Consider the following 16,099-nt stretch of genomic DNA (forward strand, 5'->3'; position numbering starts at 1 on the left):
CTCGGCAGATTCAGGGGCTAAACAGCATAGCGCCGGCCCGCCATGGTGGACAGGAGGATTCGACCAGAGTTCGGCGTGGCTGCCGAACAAATTTCTCCCCCAGGCCTGTCGACGCTTCAGTGATCCCCGTCACCACGCGCCGTTGCAAACTCCTCGGTGTCGATATCCGCCTGCTGGGCCTCGCTGTAACGCGCACCGACCACCTGGTCCGCCGTCATCATGGCGTTGATCAGCGCAAGCGTGCCGGCATCCAGCGTCAGCGCCTCGGCAGCCAGGTTCTCTTCCTGGTGGGTGGCTGTACGTGATCCGGGGATCGGTATCACGTCCGCCCCCTGCCCTCTCAGCCAGGCCAGCGCCAACTGGGCGGGGGTGCACTCGCGCTGGCGCGCCAGCGCCTCGAACTCGGCCAGCAGGGCAAGATTGCGCGGGTAGTTGTCGGCACTAAAGCGCGGCATGCCTCGGCGCATGTCGGCTTCCTCGAGCCTGGCGGGGTCACGCAGGGTACCGGTCAGAAAGGCGCGGCCCAGCGGGCTGAACGCCACCAGCACGGTATTCGACTCACGGCAGGCGTCGAGTAACGCGATCTCGGGGTTGCGCGTCCACACCGAGTATTCCGACTGCACCGCCGCGATGGGATGCTCCTGCCGGGCCTGCCTGAGCGTCGCCGCCGACACCTCGGACAGCCCGACCCCACCGATCTTCCCTTCCTGCTCGAGTCGTCCCAGTTCTCCCACGCTCTCCTCGATCGGCACCTGACGATCCCGTCGATGCAGGTAGTAGAGATCCAGATGATCGGTCTTCAGTCGCGAAAGGCTCTGCTCGCATTGGCGGCGCAGCGTCTCAGGCCGCCCGTCGATGCGCTTGGCACCGATCTCCGGGTCGAAGGCCATGCCACACTTGCTGGCCAGGAAGACCTCTTCACGGCGACCGGCAAGCGCTTGCCCCACGACTCGCTCATTGGCCGTCTTGCCGTAGAGGGTGGCGGTATCGAAGTGGCGGTAGCCCACCTCGAAAGCGTGCTGCACCACCCTGACCGCCTCGGCTTCCGGCAACGGACTGCCATAGGCGTGGGACACGTTCATGCAGCCAAGGCCGATGGCTGGCGCCCGCAACCGCTCGAGCCGACGAAGGACGTCTGACATGCAATCTCCCGATCATGTTGATAAAAAACTGACAACCCACATCGAAACGACGGGATTTCCCCTTCTAAGCGTCATCGACAGCCACTACTATCGTATTAGCCTGATTCAGCATACCTGTTTAAGGCTACACCAGTATGCCCGCGAGACGGCCATCGCTTCTGGTAACCCGGAAGCGATTCCCAGCACATAACGATAACCCCTAAAAAGGATAGACAACGCAGTGGACAACCTATCGATTGGCGTGGACATCGCCACCAGCCTGGCGATCCTCGGTGCCTTCGTGTCCTGGACGCTGGACAATCACCGTCAGCGGCGCATGGCTCGCGAGGTCGGCATCAATGACCAGGCCCGCGCCATCGCCGTGACCAAGGTCCAGGAAACCACCATACAGCTGTCAAAAGACTTCAACAGCATGATCACCAACGCCGGCAAGATCGAACGACGCCTCAACCGGCTGTGGAAACAGGATGGTGTGGATGCGGTTCAGCGGCATATCGAGCAGAACGACGACTACCTGGAAGAGGTCGGCGAATACCTGCAGGCGTTCAAGGACGAGGTCTCGCGCTACTACGAGAGCTGCCACGTCCACAAGTACCTGCTGTTCCCGGTCCTCGGCAGCCTGCCCGAAGGCGACGGCATGGTCGCCAGCATCAAGAGCGACTTCGACGATATCGCCCGCTGCCATGACGAGATCAACTCAGGCTACGCCCACCTGCTGCGTGAACTGGAAGGCGCGGTCAAGATTGCCGACCGGCTCGCCAAGGTCGACGAGCAGGATCCCGAGCACGCCGCCCTGAAAAAGAAGCTGGTCAACGCCGTCAGCAGCATCGCCTACGACCCCGACTACAAGGAGTTCATCCACTACTTCATCCCCGACGGCCAGGAAGAAGCCTTCTACCGTGAGTACGACAACCGGGAGATCCAGGACCAGGAGCTGAGCGGCGTGGTCATCGGTAACCTTTACGGCACCCTGATCAAACGCCCTGCCCGCGCCCAGGCCATGTGCCTGCTGCTGGCCCGACAGTCGATCCAGCGCACCCGCACCGAATGCAAGGAGGTGCTGTGCTCACTGAGCGCCGTCGCCAGCGTGCTGCTGTCGCGCAACGAAGAATCCACCCTCTCGGCGGAAATCGCCAAACTCAAGTCCGATGACTACTTTGCCCTGGATCGCGAGATCCGCTAGGCAAGGCAGTATCCGCCTGGGCGAGGAAGAGCCGAGACGAGAAAGACAGGTAGGGGCGCCGAGCAAGGCGCTCCGCTGTGTAAACAGGAAGTTCCTGGTATCGCAGCGCAGGCGGCGCATCTGACGGACGACACACTGCTTGCCGCCGTTGCTGCGGCCAACCACCCTTGGATCCCGGTCTATCTTGCGATAGCCCCCTACTCCTCCGCTCCCAGGTCTGACATCCTCGCCCCCCAACAGAACCTTATTGCCTCATTCCCGCTCAGGCGAAGCGTCACGGTGCCTTCCATATCAGCCAATGAGACACTTGAGCCACGGGTGTTCGAGACCATGCTGGGCGAAGTATTGCAAAGGCAATCAAGCGCCGGCTGATACACGCCAAGGCGTCCCACACGATGATGAAATGAGCCATATCCAGGCCATGATACAGAGCAAGCGCAATGGTGAAGATTGAGTAGTCAGTCTTGGCGCGTGAAGACGCATCCTGGATTGTTGAATATATCTTCAGGGACAACCCCGAGGCGACGCCAAAACTCTTTCACCAGATCAAAGACAAGATAGATCACCTCCCCGACCACCCAAGACGGGAAGGGAACCAGGGACAGGCGAGATGGTCGCCACAGACAACTACGTTGACGTATAGGGTCACGACCTTGGAAGATCATGGTATGTTCGACTGTACTACTTGTGTGCAGTACTTGATGTTGCTGATTTTTCACTTGCCCAATGTCTTCTTGAGGGAGGGCATGTCCTCGATGTCGTAGGTGAGTGCTGTCAATATATCAGTTGTTTCCTTGTCTTGTTACATCGGCACAATCAGTGATTGTTCTCACAGTAGAACCAGTGTTCGACTTCAGCTCTCTCACAGAAGGCGTAATGAACCTTAGTGTTTTCCTCAATCGCCTTCTCGACGTTATCTACTATTACCTCTTCAAGCAGGTCGCCTGAGTCATAGACGTAATACCTATAGTTTAGGAAAACATTAAAACTTCTGTTAATCGAGTATATTGATAAACACCTGCGTTCTGAGCAACTTAATGATGCACTGTTAATCCCAGCTTCACGTAATTTTCTGCGAATCAACTTGACCTTTTCACCATTAAGACCATTATTAGGTTTAGTGAAAAATGGCATGACCCGTATGTATCGGCCATCATAAATCTCTTCAAGTTCGCTTAATATTTCCTGCATCCTAACCAAGACGTCATCGGGGGGTTGTCTTGGCCATAGATACGCCAACAGACTACTAACAAGCAGCAGTACGACACCCCCGATGACTCTCTTTCTCATTGTTTATATTCTCCGGCTTCTGGCTCATGCACAGTCGTGACGCACTTTTGAAGCCACCCTGATTGGATAAGGCGCTGAGGCTACTTGACCTTACCCAGCTTTGGTGGACACCAAAGCTGGGTAAGATCAGCTATTTGGGTGTGATACCTGATCTTATGGATCTTCCACTTGCTCAATACCTTCTTGAGCGAGAGCATGTCCTCGATGTCGTAGGTGAGTGCTGTCAATATATTAGGTGTTTCCTTGTCTTGTTACATCCCTACAATCAATGATTGTTCTCACAGTAGAACCAGTGTTCGACTTCGGTTATCTCGCAGAAGCCGTAAATAATTTCGGTGTTCTCTTCTATTGCCTTCTCAACGCTCTCTACCATTACTTCTTCAATCAGGTACAGCAGGTCATCGGGAACATATTTATAATACTTTGAGTTCCCAAAACCAACAAATCCATTGCCAACATAATGGACTGATAGGCAACTACTCCTATAGCAACTTAATGATACGCGAGCAAGCCACGATCTCCGCATTTCTCTTTGAATCCACTTCACTCTTTCGCTATCAAGACCATCGGGTTCTGCAGTATATGGCCATATAAAAATTGTCTCACCTTCATACATCTCCTCAAGCTTACCAAGTATCCCCTGCATCCTGTCCAAGACGTCATCGGGAGGTTGTCTTGGCCATAGATGCACTAACAGGCTACTAACAAGCAGTAATGCAACACCCCCGATGACTCTCTTCTTCATTGTTTATATTCTCCGGCTTCTGGCTAATGCACAGTCGTGACGTACTTTTGAACCCACCCTGGTTGGACAAGGCGCTGAGGCTACTTGATCTTACCCAGCATTGGTGGATACCAATGCTGGGTAAGATCAACTCTTTGGGTGTAATACTTGACTTTATGGCTCTGCCACTTGCTCAATGTCTTCTTGAAGGAGGGCATGTCCTCGATGTCGTAGGTGAGTGCTGTCAATATATCAGTTGCTTCCTTGTCTTGTTACATCCCTACAATCAATGATTGTTCTCACAGTAGAACCAGTGTTCGACTTGGGTTCTCTCGCAGAAGGCGTAATGAACCTCAGTGTTTTCCTCTATCGCCTTCTCCACGCTATCCACTATTATTTCTTCGGTCATGCTATCAGAATCATATTTGTAATAAATATAGTCACCAAAGATAATAAAACCCCTGTCAATATCATAAACTGATAGGCAACTATGTTCAGAACAACTAAGTGATACGATACTTAACCCCGCCTCCCGCATTTCTCTCCGAATCCATTTAATCCTTTCACTATCAAGGCCATCAGGTTCCGCATTATACGACCGTATCAAGATCATCTCACCTTCATACATCTCTTCCAATTTAACCAGTATCCCTTCCATCTTAGCCAAGACGTCATCGGGGGGGGTGTCTTGGCCATAGATACACCAACAGGCTACTAACAAGCAGCAGTACGACACCCCCGACGACTCTCTTTTTCATTGTTTATATTCTCCGGCTTCTGGCTAATGCACAGTCGTGACGTACTTTTGAAGCCACCCTTATTGGGTAAGGCGCTGAGGTTACTTTCTGCATCACGATGTCAGCCGTGAGTGAGGAAGGTTCAGGATATTCATGGTATAGCTCGAACCCTAAACGTACTGAGAGGTTATCTGTCACATCGTCAAACTTACGCAGACTGAGCCACCAACCAGGAATCTCCGATCTATAAGTGACGTCCTGGTCATCATGCAGAGTGTCGGAGCCCACCTGCTCAAGTCCTGCACCTTCCAGCATCAGCCCTTCAGAAAAGCCACAGTACAGGCTGACGTAGCCGTAGTGGATATTCGCCCAGATATCGTAGTAGTACTCATATTCACCGTATTTGTGGTGCCATCGGTAGGAGGACTTACCGAGTGATGAGAAATCACCATCTTCATTATTGCTGATCCTGCTTTTATGATCCCAATCAGCCCTTTCCCTCACCATCAACGTCCACAGGGCAAGAGCGAATGCCCTACTAGGAACTTTTGGCATCAGGAAGTTACGGATATTCGCCAGCGAGGGATACTCGCCGCTCATGCCATTCAGCTCTTTGGTGAACCCTTCAACGAAAAGCACTCTGCTCTGCCCGTTCCAGATTGACATCATCCGGCCTGGCCGGGACACGGTATTTCGCTGAATCTCGTCTACGATGTACGCAGCCAGGTCCAGTGCTTGGTCAGGATGGTTACAGGGAGCCTCAGCCGGTTCCGTATTGGCGAAGGACTGCCTAATTCCAGCACCAGGATACTGTCTTGGTCGTGACACCGCTGTGTCGTAGTAGGCCTGTGCGGAAGGCTGACGATCATCCCCCAGTGCATGCACGCCATTCATGGAAGAGATCAGCGTTGCTCCGCAGGCAGTATGACAGCCATCAAAGGCAACAGATTTACCATTGACCGTGATGGTAGGGTGCCCCTCGACAATAGGGCAGACACCATGCCCCTTGACTGGACATGCGACCATATCACCAACAACAGCAACCTGCTTTCCGTGGACGATGTAATTCGCTTGACCGGAGACCACTCTTCCACCGTGCGAGCTGTAGTCTCCAACGAAAATTGCTCCATCCCCTGGATTGAACATATGCAGCGCTCCCTGCGCCATCGCTCAGACAAGGGATCATAGTACTGCCGGCAGCAACAACATGATGGCTGATTATATGCAGAACCAACCTGCAGAAACGTTCCTAAATTAAAGAAAAAGCGAACGCCACAATTACGCGGACACTTTGCATTTATTACCTTCGTCAAGTGCCTGCAGTTTATACCCGCCGGACGACGACGCGGCCCCTGGATATCCGACCAGGCGCTAGGCTCTAACTAGTCCCAGATGAGGCCTCATTTAATAGCCGGACAACACCTCCAGCGTCTTGAAGCTGACGCCTTCTCGTTGCTGATGCCGGCGGTAACTCTCGAGAAGCTCTGATAAGCCCGGATAGGCTGGCGCTGCTGGTCCTGCGCTGCGAATCGGTGTCGGCTTGGTCGTTGCCGCCAGAGGCACCACGCCACCACAAGCCTTGTCATCGCCCTCGTTGGCTGCGTGCTGGGTCAGCAGTTCATGGCTCTCCAGCAGTAGTGCAGCCGCCGCGACCATGGCTTCTCGCCGACAGCGAGTCCTTAGCGAACGGCGAATCTCGGTCTTGCCTACGGTTTGCCGCGCCCTTTCCGGCACAACAACGCGAAAGTACCAGATGCCGTGACGGGATCTGAACAGATAGGGAGCGCTGGGACGCCTGGCGCTGGAACGCTTGGAGGGTGTGCAGCTATTGCACGAAGGGAGGGTGTTGCGGGCCACGGGACGCACTGATCCAGGCATCTTTGTACCACTGGGGATCAATGAGGCAGAAGGTCCTGCAGGATCAAAGGCATGGCCTGAAATGGAGGCGGCCCCGACAGCCACATCCCGGCACACGCGTCCACCACTACCGTTGCTCCCTTCCGGGCCTGGCGGGGTTTGCGGTCTAGCGTTGCGGGAGGACCGACAGGGCCACCACAGCAAGGCGAGCTCGACAACAAGGAAATGTCGACTGCCTGAAAACGTCACCGGGCAAGGCCTGAAAAATCAGCCTCTTGCTCAGGACGCGGGCACTATACCAAGGTCATGCCCGGGCCACAAGGGCAAACCCAGTAGACTTTGCCTCAACAGTCATGCAGCGCTCGAAATGTGAGACTTCTACACTGAAGCTGTATGGTGGAAGCACCTTAACGCCTGGGAGCTCATACTCACCAGGCGTCACTTTTTGAGGATGACGACCACGAACAACCAGCACCATTACGCCCACCAACGCCCATTCCAAGGAGGCGCTGCATGAACAAGGATCCCAACAAAGGCTACATCGCACTACTCGGCTGGAGCCTGAACGCCATCGAGGCTGCCGAGAATTTCGACCGTCGCTACGTTGTGGTGGCCCCGGACTGGGCCGAGGACTACTGCAAGCAGCACGATATCCCCTACGTCTCCTGGAACTTTGAACGGCTCAACGACCGCTCGCTGGAAATCGCCGAGACCCTGCGCGACATGGGCGTGGACGTGTCCATTCCGCTGTTCGAGGAAACCGTGGAGTGGGCCGGTGCGATCAACTCAGTGCTACTCGACAACCCGCGCCTCTACGGCCAGTCGCTGCTGCTGCGTGACAAGGCCCTGATGAAGCGGCGTGCGCAGCTCGGCGGTATTCGTGTCGGCATCTTCGAGGAAGCCCACGACCACCAGGACGTCATCCGCTTCCTCAAGCGGGTCAACCAGACCCTGCTCAAGCTCGACGGTGACCCCAACGACCCGATCCACCTCAAGGCCTTCGACAAGGCTGGCTGCCTTGGCCACCGGGTGATCCGTACACCCGACGAGGTCGACACCATCCCGGAAGAGGAATTTCCGGTGCTGATGGAATCCCACCTGGATGGCTGGGAGTTCGCGGTGGAGGCCTGGATCCATGACGGCAAGATCGCCTTTCTCAACATCTCCGAGTACGTGACCCTGGGTTATTCGGTGTTCGTGCCGGCCTCGCCGGAGCTTGAGCGCTACCGCGAGCAGATCCGCGTGCAGATCGAGAAGCTGATCAAGGCCTTCGACATCGATTTCGGCCTGATCCACCCCGAGTACTTCGTCACCAGCGATGGCGAGATGTACTTCGGCGAAGTGGCCTATCGTCCGCCCGGCTTCAAGGTGTTCGAGCTGCTCGAGCGGGTCTATGGCTTCAACGCCTACCAGGCCAGCATGCTGGTGTTCGACCCCAAGACCACGCCCGAGGAAGTCGCCGAGTTCTTCCCGCGCGAAGTGGTCGACGCCAACGGCTTCGCCGGCTGTTTCGGGGTCTATCCGCGCCGCCGTGTGGTCAGCCGTCTGGAAATCCCGGAGTCGGTGGAAGACCACCCCTACTTCGAGTCACACGAGCTGACCGCGCCGCTGGAAGAGACCGTCACCAAGCGTACCGCCTTCGGTACCCACTGGGGCCTGGTCTACTTCAAGGGCGACGACGCCCATACCTTGCGCGACCTGTTGAAGGCACAGGAAGACGAGGACTACTACATCTAGGCCTGCCTGTTAAGCGCTGCCCCGTCGGGGCAGCGCCGCCGGATTGGCGACGCCGCGGCCCGAGCATGCGTATACTGGCGTCGTCCGCTCGACGTGACACGACTCGACCCCCTGATGTAGGGACTGCTGCCGGAACTCCTCCGGGAGCCAACTTCAGGACGACAAGGAGCCGGTGTGACCAACCCAGACACTCCATCCCCCGCGGATAACGACAAGCTTCGGGGCCTGCTGACCAAGCTGGACGACGCGATCGCCAGCCTTGGCGAGTCCCGGGAGTTCGCCAAACCGGCCAAGCTGCCTCGGGTCATCGATACCTGTCGCCGGGTGCTGATGCAGCCGGGAGGCTGCGCGGAAATCGAACAGCGCGCCGAAACCCTCGAACAGGCTGGCCTGTTTCTGGGATCGGACTGGGCCAGCCCGCATATTCTGATCCCCTCCCTGACCACCCAGTCGCTCAAGAGCGCCGACAGTTCGATGGTTGTTATCGAGGCCTTGAGCGAGTTGCGTATGCTGGCAGTCGCCAAGGGACGCTATCGCCACCACCTCATTTCCGATGAGGGGGCCCACCACTACCTCACCCAGGTCATGGCGATCAATCTGCCGCTGCTGTTTTCCGCCCCGTCGGAGGCAGAGCGTGAGACCCAGGGCCGTCTGGCCGAGATTCCCCGCCAGCTGTTTCAGTACCTGGCCGAGCGCATCGGCTACGAACACGTCATCGACGAGCTGATCAGCGAGATCTGGCGGATCCTGCAGCAGCGCCCGATCCAGGTCGATCCGGTCAAGCAGATGATCACCCAGATCGCCCTGTGTCAGGCCAACCCCGAGATCGACCTGGGCGCCAGTGGCCAGGGCGCGGACCGCCTCGTCAGCTCGCTGTTCGGCCCGACCCAGGGCTGCCGTGAGGACCCCGGCATCGAGGTCTACCGCGAACGGCTAGCCAGCATGGACGCGAGAGGCCTGCAGTACGAAGCCAGCGGTTTTGCCAGGGCGATGCACGACACCGGCCTGGTGTCGCCCTATCACCCGGTGCTGCTGCGCCACCTGCTCGACTTTGGTGACAACCTGCTGTCCGAGGCGCTGGGGCTTTCGTCCACCGGCCGCGATTGCCTGCTGTGCTACTGCGATCTGGTCCACACCATGGTGCGCACCGCCATCTATCCAGAGACCGCCCAGGCCGTCTATGGGCTGGCACTGACCCTGGAACGTGGCATCCTTTACCAGCCACCGGTGGCGCCGGCACTGTGGCGGCAGCTTGGCCTCAAGCTATCCGACTGGTCCGAGGCGCGACTCCACGCCGCCTTCGGTGATGGCGTGTCCTACCGGGCCCGCCTGATGGAAGGAGTGCTGTGCATGCTGGGCCTTCCATTGGGGGTCGGCCAGGGCAACAATCCGACCTGCCAGTCGGCACGGGCGCTCTCCATGTGGGCATACAACGACCCGGACTATCTGTTGCAGATGGTAGCCTGGGCCGCCCGCGACGATGAGATCCTGATGCACTTCGAAGGCCAGCCGATCTCGTCTCAGGAGAGCATCTCCGGCGTCGCCCAGACCCTGCCGCTGGACCTTGATCCAGTGTCGCTGCTGGTGGTACCGCACCTGGACCGTATCTACGCCGAGATGGGGCGTCGCTGCCTGGGCCGCGAGGGTGATCCCCACCGCTGGGTCAACCCGGAGTTCCATGGCTGGTGGGCAGGACGCGGGTTTCGTATCAATGTCGACGTGGCCACCGGCCAGCTCACCGACCTGGACACCTTCCTGCGCCATTTCTATGCGAGCTACCACCCCTACTACAACGGTAACCAGCCGCTGATTCACCCCCAGCCCGCCGGCATCGCCGTCACCGACAGCGCCGGGCGCTTCATCGGCTGGCATGCCATCACCGTGTTGCGGGCCTCGCTGGATCCGTCGGGACAGATGCGCATCTACTTCTTCAACCCCAACAACGATAGCGGACAGGACTGGGGCATGGGCGTGAAGGTCAGCACCTCCAGCCATGGAGAACGCTTTGGCGAGGCCTCTCTGCCCTTCGAGCAGTTCGCCTCGCGTCTGTACATCTACCACTACGACCCACTGGAGCACGGCGAACTGGCCCAGGTCGACCAGCAGGAACTCGACCGCGTCGTCGCCATGATTCAGGAAAGCTGGGGCGCCGACCGCATCCCGGCAGGTGGCCTACAGGCCGACGAGGGCGTCTAAAACGCCACTGGCCCGGACTTGGCGGAAGAGTGCTTCCTTCCGCCAAGTCCGGGCCAGTGCCCTTCCTTCTACCTGTGTAAACCTTTTTGAATCGTCGTCCAGACACAACAGACACCGAACACACGGTGTCAGAGGACCTGCTACCCTCGCCGCCACCCGACTCGGCTTGCCGGGCCTGCCGGTGCATGAATGTCTGGATTCAAGGTCGTCTAGCTCATTAACGTCGCCATCATGCGCTTGCCACGTGCAATTCTCAGCTAGCCATTGCTGATGGGTCGCTTGCCAGTCGACCATACATCGCCGAGTCAGAGACAATGCCGTTGACTTCCCAACGCTGTCTCAACAAGCCTTCTCGGGAAAACCCGAGTCTCTCTAGCGCTTTTGCAGAGGACTGGTTGTCCGGGTCGATCTCTGCCTCAATTCGCCGTAGCCCCAATGAATTGAAACCATACTGAATCAATGCCTCGCCTGCCTCACCAATGTAACCCCTTCCCCAAGCAGAGCGACCCAACCCAAATCCGATCTCGGCACGCCTGGATTCCGTGTCATAGCTGAACAACATACATTTACCAGCCAGTTCACCCGTAGACTTCAGATATACGCCAAGTACGAGCGATGTTTGACGTCGCATCGAATCATTACTCGCATTGATGAAGTCAATGGCGTCTTGAATGGTTTCCCAAGGCGCAGTATTCCAATACCGCATAACCTCAGGATCAGAGAAAATTCCCAGCAGGCTTTCCGCGTCCTCAATTGCTATAGGCCTAAGTGCCAATCGTTCGGTTTCCACAACTGGAAAAAATAACTCTTTCGACATTCACCTCTCCACTTTTGCGTATAACGCTGAGCAAAGCGGCGCCACTTCAGTGGCAGCCAACGACCCCGTACTGATGCGATTCGTTATGCAGTGATCTGTTGCACAAAGCCGGACTCATCCCGAACTCCAACTCGGTTGCCATCAGGATCACTGATATTGATGGTTCTTCCCCATGCACTCTCGGTAATAGAAGCTTCGATGCCCCATGACCTAATTTCCCTCAGCGCATCTTCCAGGTCATCAACGTTGAACCGCAACTTGAAACTGCACTCTTTTGGCGACTTGATGCCCTTCTTCGCCTTGCCCCCCTGTTCAACCATCAGGTATCCGCTTCCATACTCGAAACAGGATAGTTTAAAGTCATCCTCATTTTTTTTCGAACAGTAGAGGAAGACCAAATAGGTCGCGATAAAAAGCAACGCAATCCGAATAGTTTTCGGAGTTCAGGATGATTCCGTAACGGGACACATTCGCGTACACAATTCCCCCTACTGCTTGACGTTTAGCGTACCGGCGAAATATGGAGCGCAGCGACAAAGCTTGCCCGCGTTCACGCGGTGGTTAGGCGAGTTTACTCCATATCGAAAAGATAACCGACATGTCGACCACAACATGGAAGGAATGGGAAGTGCTCAACCTTCTTGCGGCTTCAGCCACTTGTCACACCGCAACTAAGCCTCATTAAATGCGTGCTCGCAGCTCAAACACTTAAAATTATCAAGAATATTCTCGTCTACTGCCCTACCCGTCATCGCTCCAGCCGTGGCACCTACTGTACCTCCTGCCAAGGCACCAGCGATAGCTCCCGCCACTGTACCAATCGAGGCTCCCGCTGCCGCACCAAGAGGGCCAGCAATCAAGCCAACTGCCGCACCTGCCTTTCCTCCTGCAGCAGCGCCAGCAACGGCGGTTGCCGCCCCACCGGCTGCTCCACCCATCCCCCCGATGGTAGCCCCGGCTCGCTTTCCATAATTCCGCTTGTCAATCTTTAAAGATCCACACTTTGGACACTGCATTGTCACTCTCCTTCTGCATAACGCCCAGCGTAACCGGTTGGCTTTTCAGCGTCACCGGAAAAGCCAGTCCGCGTTGATGCTATGGTTAGGCTCTTATTCATGAAGCCATGGCGCATAACTCAGACCTACCAACACTCCCTCGGGGCTCATAAACCTTGCAACTGTCTGCCCCCAGGGTTCAGCCCGGGATTCATGAACGAACTCCTGCCCCCTTTCCTTCAATTCTTTCACTGCCGCTTCCACTGCAGCTGCGTCCGCCAACTCAAATTCAATTGTAGCTGTCGGCTCAAGAACATGGTCAGGCCATTCCTCCTGCCCAAAACAAGATTGGGCCGCCATAGCGAGGGGCCATACCCCGAAATGATTCGCTCCTGGGAATTTATCCATGAAACGATAATCGTCCATCTTTTCTAGCGGCAGACCTAGCGCATCCTCATACAAGGACGTACTTGCCGCAGGGTCTTTGGTAATTGATGCAAAGCCTGCAATACACTTGATTTCCACTCAATTCCTCCGTGGCTCATGGAGCCTAACACCTGAACTCAGGGGCATTTGCGCTTTGCGATAGCAAGCGGGTGTCGGGTCAAACGTCCCCTGCAGCAACTGGTTAGGCCGCACCGGCTCAACCTTTGATGATTGTGAAAAGAAGCGCGACGATTCATCGGCGGCCTATTCTTCAACACGGCTCGTGGGGTCACGATCTTGGGTGTAGCGCCGGACAGATGGAAACGCCGGCAACCAAGACTCTCGACGGCTCGTCCAGAGTTCGTAGGTCGGGGTTAGTTGATCAGGAAAGTCCAGCGAACCTAGATTGACCTCGATTTCATCTGCGCTGCACGAATAGACCGATGAGCCGCATTGTGGGCAGAAATGACGCTCCTCATAGTTTCTGGTCTCGCCATCGATCATGACTGCGTCTCTGGGAAAAACGGCGGAAGCGTGAAAGAGGGCACCATGGTGCTTGCGGCAGTCAAGACAATGGCACAGGCCGACGCGATAAGGCTGGCCTGATGCCATAATTCGAACGGCACCACATAGGCAACCACCGTTGTATGTGGCCATTCATTGCCTCCAGTGAGCAGTACGCATCCGTGCGGCCTAACGCCTGAGATAACCGGCATGCGTAAGCATGTCCGAGTTGATTGATTTGTTAGGTATCTTCACCTTCATGCCCCTCTAGGTAAACAGGCAAATCATCGCCTAGTTGAAACCAAGACAACTTATATTTAGCCATAGTTAAGTCCTTTGGTGGTAAATTCTCAGGGTCATCCAAGGTGCAGGTGGTAACATCAATAGACGATGGTGATTCAGTAGAACTGAAGGTTAGTGGTGTACCGCAGTCTGGGCAGAATGTACGAGTACCATGAGCGGAAGACTTAAATATTGAGGGACTGCCACTAATAAAATGGAAGTCTTCAATTGGCACCGTGAACCAAGTGACGAGTGGAGCTCCACTGGTACGGCGACAAATAGAACAGAGGCAATTGGTTTCGAAGCTGGGTGAATGGCCAGCCTCGTAGATTATATTGCCGCAGAAGCAATGACCCTTTAACATAAGACTACTCACTGATACCTAACATTTTTAATCGTAGGCGTGCTCAAATTTTCCGCGACTAGTTCCGCAAAGTCCCCCGATTATCTACTTGAAATCCCACGGGTGGTTTCACTTCTCCGTCAATTCGCGAAATCTGAAAACGTGCATGCTCATTTTTTCCGATAACCGTGCCGCATATTGCTTCGAGGTTTTTTTCTATCCTTTTGTTTTTCCAACCAAAACCTTGAGACTATGCGCATTAGGTGAGCACCCACTTTCAGCATTCCCTGCCGGCCCTCGGCGTGCAGCCAGATATACTGTGTATAAATCCATTTTAGTACGAGCGCTGCGGCCCCATCAGGAGACCCTTGCTGGCCTCCCCCACAGGGCAATCAGTCGTTGTAAATCAGGTGGCGGAGAGATAGCGGTGGAAAGCGGCGAGACAAACCGTTCGGGCACCCTACCGGGAGGACATGCCACCCGTGCAAGTCCCTTCCCTGAACATCACGGTGGCGACGTCATCGCTCTCTGGCGGGGAAATATTACAAGTTGGGTAGGCTGGGACTGGGTGCTGCGCGTGGTGTGACATGACGTATTAGCAGCCAAGGTTGTGGCTTTGGCTTGTCACCTGATTCCGTCGTTCGATCAGCATTCCCTCGCCGTACTGCTTGTCACGCCGCCACTTGTCGCAACTCCGCACAGAACCTGACGCCTTGTGCAATCCTAAGTAAGCTTGTTGGTTTTTAGCATAGCCTGCGATCCTGGCCATTTCGACCGGAAGGTGGCGCTAAAACTGGATAGTCTCCCTACGGTGTGAGAGCCCAGGCGATGTTGAAAGGGGACGAGCGCTTACCATCGGCAAACGACAGGTTAGCGAGTAGTAACTGACGGGATGTGATGAAGGGTGGTGATAGCCGGCTCAAAGCGGTGGAGGCTGGTGTGCGCCCCCACAGGGGCCTCGCCGTGGCATAATGCGCCGGCATTTTCTGCTTGAACTCCAGACGGCCCGACCAAGGCGCCACAGGAACACCCCATGCCACGTCTCGACCAACTCCTCGTCAGCCAGGGCCTGGTTCGCTCTCGCACCCGCGCCCAGCGGTTGATCCGCCACGGCCGCGTCTCCCGCCGGGATGACGGCAAGGTTTTGACACGCCCCGGGGAGAAGTGCCCCGACGACCTCGCTCTGGTGGTCGCCGAGGACCCGGAGGAGCGTTACATTTCCCGCGCCGGACTCAAGCTGGAAGCAGTGCTCTCGGCGCTGGAACTGTCACTGGACGGCCGCCTGGTGCTGGACGTGGGCCAATCCACCGGGGGCTTTACCGACTGCGCCCTGGCCGGCGGTGCGCGCCACGTCATCGGCATCGAGGTAGGCCACGGACAGCTCGACGATAGCCTGCGGGGCGACGCCCGCGTCAGTTGTCTGGAGGGGCTCAACGCCCGCCACCTTAGCGAAAGCCGCGAACTGGCGACGCTGATGGAGAAAATCGGTCGGCCGGAGGTGGCGGTGATGGACGTGTCCTTTATCTCGCAGACGCTGATCCTGCCGGAGCTGGCGACGCTGCTGGCACGGGACGCCCTGCTGCTGTCTCTGGTGAAGCCCCAGTTTGAGCTGGGGCCTGGTGCGGTGGATCAGCGAGGCGTGGTCAGCGACCCACGCCGCTACGCCGAGGTCGAGCAGCGCATCCGCGACTGCTGCGCCTCGGTCGGCTTCGAGATCCTGCACTGGCAGGAAAGTCCGATCCTTGGTGGCGACGGCAATCGCGAGTTTCTGCTACAGGCCCGCCGGCGCTAGCGATAGGCTGTGCGACGTGTCATGCGACGGGCTATGCGACATGCCATGCAACGGGCTGTGCGACATGCCATGCA

14 protein-coding genes and 1 other RNA gene are annotated in these 16,099 nt (G+C 56.6%); 5 read left to right on the plus strand and 10 right to left on the minus strand.

The window, feature by feature from the left end; translation table 11 throughout:
• Window positions 1-116: 116 nt before the first annotated feature.
• The gene (locus NH448_RS00735; RefSeq protein WP_045993203.1) at window positions 117-1,142 is read right to left on the minus strand and encodes an aldo/keto reductase; all 1,026 of its coding nucleotides are present in this window, start codon (window positions 1,140-1,142) and stop codon (window positions 117-119) included.
• Here NH448_RS00735 and NH448_RS00740 point away from each other — a divergent pair.
• Together NH448_RS00740 and NH448_RS00745 are read left to right on the plus strand one after the other, a co-directional pair.
• Window positions 1,141-1,332 (plus strand): hypothetical protein, encoded by a 192-nt coding sequence (locus NH448_RS00740; protein WP_045993202.1) that lies wholly within the window; start codon window positions 1,141-1,143, stop codon window positions 1,330-1,332. The two genes, NH448_RS00735 and NH448_RS00740, sit on opposite strands and share 2 nt — an antisense overlap.
• A gap of 30 nt (window positions 1,333-1,362) precedes the next feature.
• Complete coding sequence (locus NH448_RS00745) at window positions 1,363-2,325, plus strand: hypothetical protein (protein ID WP_045993201.1); 963 nt, start codon at window positions 1,363-1,365, stop codon at window positions 2,323-2,325.
• A 1,555-nt stretch (window positions 2,326-3,880) separates the two neighbouring features.
• On the opposite strand, the gene NH448_RS00750 is transcribed toward NH448_RS00745, so the two are convergent.
• From NH448_RS00750 to ffs, 4 genes are all read right to left on the minus strand, one after another.
• A complete protein-coding gene (locus NH448_RS00750; protein ID WP_157033062.1) occupies window positions 3,881-4,360 on the minus strand; it encodes a hypothetical protein in 480 nt (159 codons plus the stop codon).
• Window positions 4,361-5,100: 740 nt separating this feature from the next.
• Window positions 5,101-6,222 (minus strand): PAAR domain-containing protein, encoded by a 1,122-nt coding sequence (locus NH448_RS00755; protein ID WP_162197830.1) that lies wholly within the window; start codon window positions 6,220-6,222, stop codon window positions 5,101-5,103.
• Window positions 6,223-6,480: 258 nt separating this feature from the next.
• Window positions 6,481-6,954, minus strand: a complete 474-nt coding sequence (locus NH448_RS23600) for a DUF6538 domain-containing protein (RefSeq protein WP_342586440.1) — start codon at window positions 6,952-6,954, stop codon at window positions 6,481-6,483.
• A 71-nt stretch (window positions 6,955-7,025) separates the two neighbouring features.
• An RNA gene (ffs, locus tag NH448_RS00765) (signal recognition particle sRNA small type) lies at window positions 7,026-7,122 on the minus strand.
• Window positions 7,123-7,446: 324 nt separating this feature from the next.
• Here ffs and NH448_RS00770 point away from each other — a divergent pair.
• Together NH448_RS00770 and NH448_RS00775 are read left to right on the plus strand one after the other, a co-directional pair.
• On the plus strand, window positions 7,447-8,670 hold the full coding sequence (locus tag NH448_RS00770; RefSeq protein ID WP_045993197.1) for a carboxylate--amine ligase: 1,224 nt from the start codon (window positions 7,447-7,449) through the stop codon (window positions 8,668-8,670).
• A 174-nt stretch (window positions 8,671-8,844) separates the two neighbouring features.
• Window positions 8,845-10,866: a hypothetical protein gene (locus NH448_RS00775; protein ID WP_253028337.1), complete on the plus strand. Its 2,022-nt coding sequence runs from the start codon at window positions 8,845-8,847 to the stop codon at window positions 10,864-10,866.
• 253 nt (window positions 10,867-11,119) lie between these two features.
• Here NH448_RS00775 and NH448_RS00780 read toward each other — a convergent pair whose 3' ends face one another.
• The 5 genes from NH448_RS00780 to NH448_RS23605 form a co-directional block, all read right to left on the minus strand.
• A complete protein-coding gene (locus tag NH448_RS00780; RefSeq protein WP_253028338.1) occupies window positions 11,120-11,683 on the minus strand; it encodes a GNAT family N-acetyltransferase in 564 nt (187 codons plus the stop codon).
• An 83-nt stretch (window positions 11,684-11,766) separates the two neighbouring features.
• Entirely contained in the window at window positions 11,767-12,003 is a 237-nt protein-coding gene (locus tag NH448_RS00785; RefSeq protein ID WP_204248958.1) for a hypothetical protein, read from the minus strand.
• A 789-nt stretch (window positions 12,004-12,792) separates the two neighbouring features.
• The gene (locus NH448_RS00790; protein ID WP_045993305.1) at window positions 12,793-13,203 is read right to left on the minus strand and encodes a VOC family protein; all 411 of its coding nucleotides are present in this window, start codon (window positions 13,201-13,203) and stop codon (window positions 12,793-12,795) included.
• Between the two features lie 165 nt (window positions 13,204-13,368).
• On the minus strand, window positions 13,369-13,761 hold the full coding sequence (locus NH448_RS00795) for a GFA family protein (protein WP_083970457.1): 393 nt from the start codon (window positions 13,759-13,761) through the stop codon (window positions 13,369-13,371).
• A gap of 88 nt (window positions 13,762-13,849) precedes the next feature.
• The gene (locus NH448_RS23605; protein WP_083970458.1) at window positions 13,850-14,254 is read right to left on the minus strand and encodes a GFA family protein; all 405 of its coding nucleotides are present in this window, start codon (window positions 14,252-14,254) and stop codon (window positions 13,850-13,852) included.
• 1,012 nt (window positions 14,255-15,266) lie between these two features.
• Between NH448_RS23605 and NH448_RS00800 the strand changes: the two genes are divergently transcribed.
• Window positions 15,267-16,025, plus strand: a complete 759-nt coding sequence (locus NH448_RS00800; RefSeq protein ID WP_045993306.1) for a TlyA family RNA methyltransferase — start codon at window positions 15,267-15,269, stop codon at window positions 16,023-16,025.
• The last annotated feature ends 74 nt before the right edge of the window (window positions 16,026-16,099 follow it).

Source organism: Halomonas sp. OfavH-34-E (assembly GCF_024124525.1).
Lineage (GTDB): Bacteria > Pseudomonadota > Gammaproteobacteria > Pseudomonadales > Halomonadaceae > Halomonas > Halomonas litopenaei.